The 3968-nt window shown below is 69.8% G+C and carries 4 protein-coding genes; 3 read left to right on the plus strand and 1 reads right to left on the minus strand.

The genetic code is table 11. The annotated features are described in order from the left end of the window. The 3 genes from I71_RS09060 to I71_RS09070 all read left to right on the plus strand — a co-directional run. Positions 1–479, plus strand: a 479-nt coding sequence (locus I71_RS09060; RefSeq protein WP_042694066.1) for an extracellular solute-binding protein, incomplete at its 5' end; no start/stop codon positions are given. 208 nt (positions 480–687) lie between these two features. Beyond that, the gene (locus I71_RS09065; protein WP_244433724.1) at positions 688–2187 is read left to right on the plus strand and encodes an iron ABC transporter permease; all 1500 of its coding nucleotides are present in this window, start codon (positions 688–690) and stop codon (positions 2185–2187) included. Further along, complete coding sequence (locus I71_RS09070; RefSeq protein WP_042694070.1) at positions 2184–3257, plus strand: ABC transporter ATP-binding protein; 1074 nt, start codon at positions 2184–2186, stop codon at positions 3255–3257. The genes I71_RS09065 and I71_RS09070 overlap by 4 nt, the downstream gene beginning before the upstream one ends. Positions 3258–3275: 18 nt before the next feature. On the opposite strand, the gene I71_RS09075 is transcribed toward I71_RS09070, so the two are convergent. Further along, positions 3276–3968, minus strand: a 693-nt coding sequence (locus tag I71_RS09075; protein ID WP_042694072.1) for a glutamate-cysteine ligase family protein, incomplete at its 5' end; no start/stop codon positions are given.

Below are 3968 nucleotides of genomic sequence, written 5' to 3' on the forward strand. Positions count from 1 at the left end.
CTGAGGGCGAGGCGGCCACCGCGTCCTGGCTGAAGGCGATGAAGGAGAATGCCAAGCCCTATCGCGGCAACAGCGTCGCCATGAAGGCGGTGAATGCCGGCGAAGTCGAAGGTGCTGTGATCTACCATTATTATTACATCGGCGATCAGGCCCGCACCGGCGGCGAGAACAGCAAGAACGTCGCCCTGCATTATTTCCGCAACGGCGATCCGGGCGCCTTCGTCAGCATTTCCGGCGCCGGCGTCCTGGCGTCGAGCAAGCACAAGGGCGAGGCCGAAGCCTTCGTGAAGTTCCTGACCGGCAAGGGCGGCCAGGAAGTGCTGCGCGACGGCGACTCCTACGAATATGCCGTCGCCGGCGGTGTCGCCTCCAACCCGCGGCTGGAGCCGCTCGACAAGCTCCAGGCGCCGAAGGTCAAGCCGGAGGCCCTCAACAATAAGGCCGTCACCGACTTGATGACGGCGGCCGGCCTGCTGTAATCCCTGCTGCCGTTGCCCGCGGCATCGGATCGCGGGCAACGGCGGTCGAGGTCCCTCCATCCGGGCGGACCAGGGGCCGGTAGCGGAGTTCGCCGTCATCGCTCTCAACACGCAAGATCCACACTACCCGCCTGACAGCAGCCACACCGCCGTCCGCGCTGCGGCATCCCCCGTCACAGCCAGGGGAACCGGGCGTGCGCCGCTGCCGGTGCTCGCCGTCACATCCCTGGTCGCGGCGCTGGCCCTCATGCCGCTCGCCTTCGTGGTGTGGATCACGGTCCAGACCGGCTGGGACACCGTCGTCGAGCTGGTCTTCCGCCGCCGGGTCGGCGAGCTGCTGGTAAACACGCTGCTTTTGGTCCTGCTGACCCTGCCGTTGTCGGTTCTGGTGGCGGTGACGCTGGCCTGGCTGACCGAGCGGTCCGACCTGCCCGGGCGGCGCTTCTGGGCCTGGCTGGCGGTGGCGCCGCTGGCGGTTCCGGCCTTCGTCCACAGCTATGCCTGGGTGACCGTCGCCCCCAGCCTGCATGGGCTGGCGGCGGCCGTCCTGGTTTCCGTCCTGGCCTATTCGCCCTTCCTCTATCTGCCGGTGGCGGCGCAGCTGCGCCGGCTCGACCCGACCATGGAGGACGTCGCCGCCTCGCTCGGCCACGGACCCTGGCGGGTTTTCCTGACCGTGGTGCTGCCGCAGCTGCGGGTCGCGGTCTATGGCGGCTGCCTGCTGATCGGCCTGCATCTGCTGGCCGAATACGGCCTCTATGTGATGATCCAGTTCGACACCTTCACCACCGCCATCGTCGACCAGTTCCAGTCGGCCTACAACGGCCCCGCGGCGAACATGCTGGCCGGGGTGCTGGTTCTGCTCTGCATGGGGCTGATGGGCGGCGAGGCGCTGCTGCGTGGGCAGGAACGCTATGCCCGCGTCGGCAGCGGCGCCGCGCGGCAGGCGGCAGCCGCCAAGCTCGGCCGGGCCACCCTGCCCTGCCTGGCCATCCCGCTGCTGTTCGCGGCGCTGTCGCTCGGCGTGCCGATGCTGACACTCGGCCGCTGGCTCGCCATCGGCGGCACCCGCATCTGGCAGGGCGCCGACATCGGCGGCGCGATCCTTCAGACCGTCGCCCTGGCGCTGGCCGGCGCGCTGCTCACCACGCTCGCCGCCGCCCCGATGGCCTGGCTGTCGGTGCGCGCCCCCGGCCGGCTGCAACGGCTTCTGGAAGCCTGCCATTACTATGTCGGCTCGCTGCCGGGCGTGGTGGTGGCGCTGGCGCTGGTGACGATCACCGTCCGGGTCGCCCTGCCGCTCTACCAGACCGTCGGCACGGTGCTGCTGGCCTATATGCTGCTGTTCCTGCCGCGGGCCCTGGTCGGCCTGCGGGCCAGCATCGCCCAGGCGCCGGTCGAGCTGGAGCGCGCCGCCATGGCGCTGGGCCGGACGCCGTTGCAGGCGGTGCGTCAGATCACCTTCCGGCTCGCAGCACCCGGCGCCGCCGCCAGCATGGCGATGGTTGCGCTCGGCATCACCAACGAACTGACGGCGACCCTGATGCTGGCGCCGAGCGGCACGCGCACGCTCGCCACCGAATTCTGGTCGCTGACCAGCGAGATCGACTATGCCGGGGCGGCTCCCTATGCGGTGATGATGGTCGCCGCGTCGCTGCCGATGACGATCCTTCTCCACATCCAATCGAAACGGGCCGCCGGACGATGAGCTTCCTTCAGGTTCAGGGACTGGGAAAACGCTACGGCGACGCGGTGGCCCTGGAGGATGTCGCGCTGTCGGTGCGCGCCGGCAGCCGCACCGCCATCGTCGGCCGCTCCGGGTCTGGCAAGACCACGCTGCTGCGCATCGTTGCCGGCTTCGAGACCGCAGACAGCGGCCGGATCCTGCTGGACGGACGCCCGCTGGTGGACACCGGCACGATGGTGCCGGCCCACCGCCGCGGCATCGGCTATGTGCCGCAGGACGGCGCCCTGTTCCCCCATCTCAGCATCGCCGACAACATCGCCTTCGGGCTGGAGCGCAACGACCCCAACCGGCGGACCCGCGTCCTGGAACTGCTGGAGGCGGTGGAGCTTGGCCCGCAGATGCTGGAGCGCCGTCCGCACGAGCTGTCGGGTGGCCAGCAGCAGCGCGTCGCCCTGGCCCGCGCCCTGGCCCGCAAGCCGGCGCTGATGCTGCTGGACGAGCCTTTCTCGGCGCTCGACACCGGCCTGCGCGATTCGCTGCGCCGCACCGTCGCCCGCGTGCTGCGCGAGGCCGACATCGCCACCATCCTCGTCACCCACGATCAGGCCGAAGCGCTGTCCTTCGCCGATCAGGTGGCGGTGATGCGCGAAGGCCGCCTGACCCAGGCCGGCCCGCCCCAGGAGCTGTACCGCCGGCCGCGCGACCGCGAGACGGCGACCTTCCTGGGCGATGCCATCATCCTGCCGGCAGAGGTCGAGAATGGCTGGGCAAGTTGCAGCCTCGGCCGGCTGGCGGTCGCCGGCGGCCCGCGGCGCGGTGCCGCCGAGATCATGCTGCGTCCGGAACAGCTTCGGCTGGTGGTCGATCACGACCACGCCCCCATCGGCGGAGACAGTGGCGCCACAGGCTGGGGCCGCGTGGTCGATGTCGAGTTCGGCGGATCGGTCTGCAAGGTCGCGGTCACGCTCGGCAACGCGCCGGGGCAGCCCGGCCCGCTGCTTCTGCGCCATTCCAGCATGGATCTGCCACGAATCGGCAGCCGCGTCCGCATCCATGTCCAGGGTGAGGCGCATCTCTTCGACATGGCCTGACGTCCTCCAGAAAGGCCGTCAGCGCACCCCCACCATCGTTTCCTCCGCCAGCCAGTCCACCACCCGGCGCAGCGCCTCGTCCTCGCCGGCACCATCGGCGAGCGCCGCCTGGAAGATCGCGATCTGCCGGTGGGCGCTGGTGCCCCGCGTGAGGATCTCGCGCGCCCGTTCGACCTCGGCGGTGCAGCCGAAATAAAGGGCATCCTCGCGGGTCAGATCGATGATCTCGTCCAGCAGGTCGGCATAGGGCACGATGCGGCCCTGGCCGAAATCGACCAGCCCGCTGTCCAGCCCATAGCGCTGGGCGCGCCAGCGGTTTTCCTCGATCAGCAGGTTCTTGTAGGGCCGCCATGTCACATTGCGCGCCTTCAACCGCCACAGCATGCGCAGCAGGCAGCGATAGAGGGCAGCCACCGTCACAGCATCGTCCAGCCGGGTGCAGATGTCGGTGATGCGCATCTCCAGCGTCGGGAAGCGCGAGGAGGGCCGGATGTCCCACCACAGCTTGCTGGCGTCCTCGATCACCCCGGCATTCACCAGCACCGCGACATGGCTCTGATACTCGCCATAGCTCTGGAAGCCGGCGGGCATGCCGGTGCGCGGCAGCTCGTGCCAGACGCTCAACCGGTAGGACCGGCGTTCCATGTCGCGCCCGCGCCAGAAGGGCGAGGAGGTCGACAGCGCCAGCAGATGCGGCAGGAAATAGCGGAC

This window comes from Azospirillum sp. B506 (genome assembly GCF_000333595.1).
GTDB lineage: Bacteria > Pseudomonadota > Alphaproteobacteria > Azospirillales > Azospirillaceae > Azospirillum.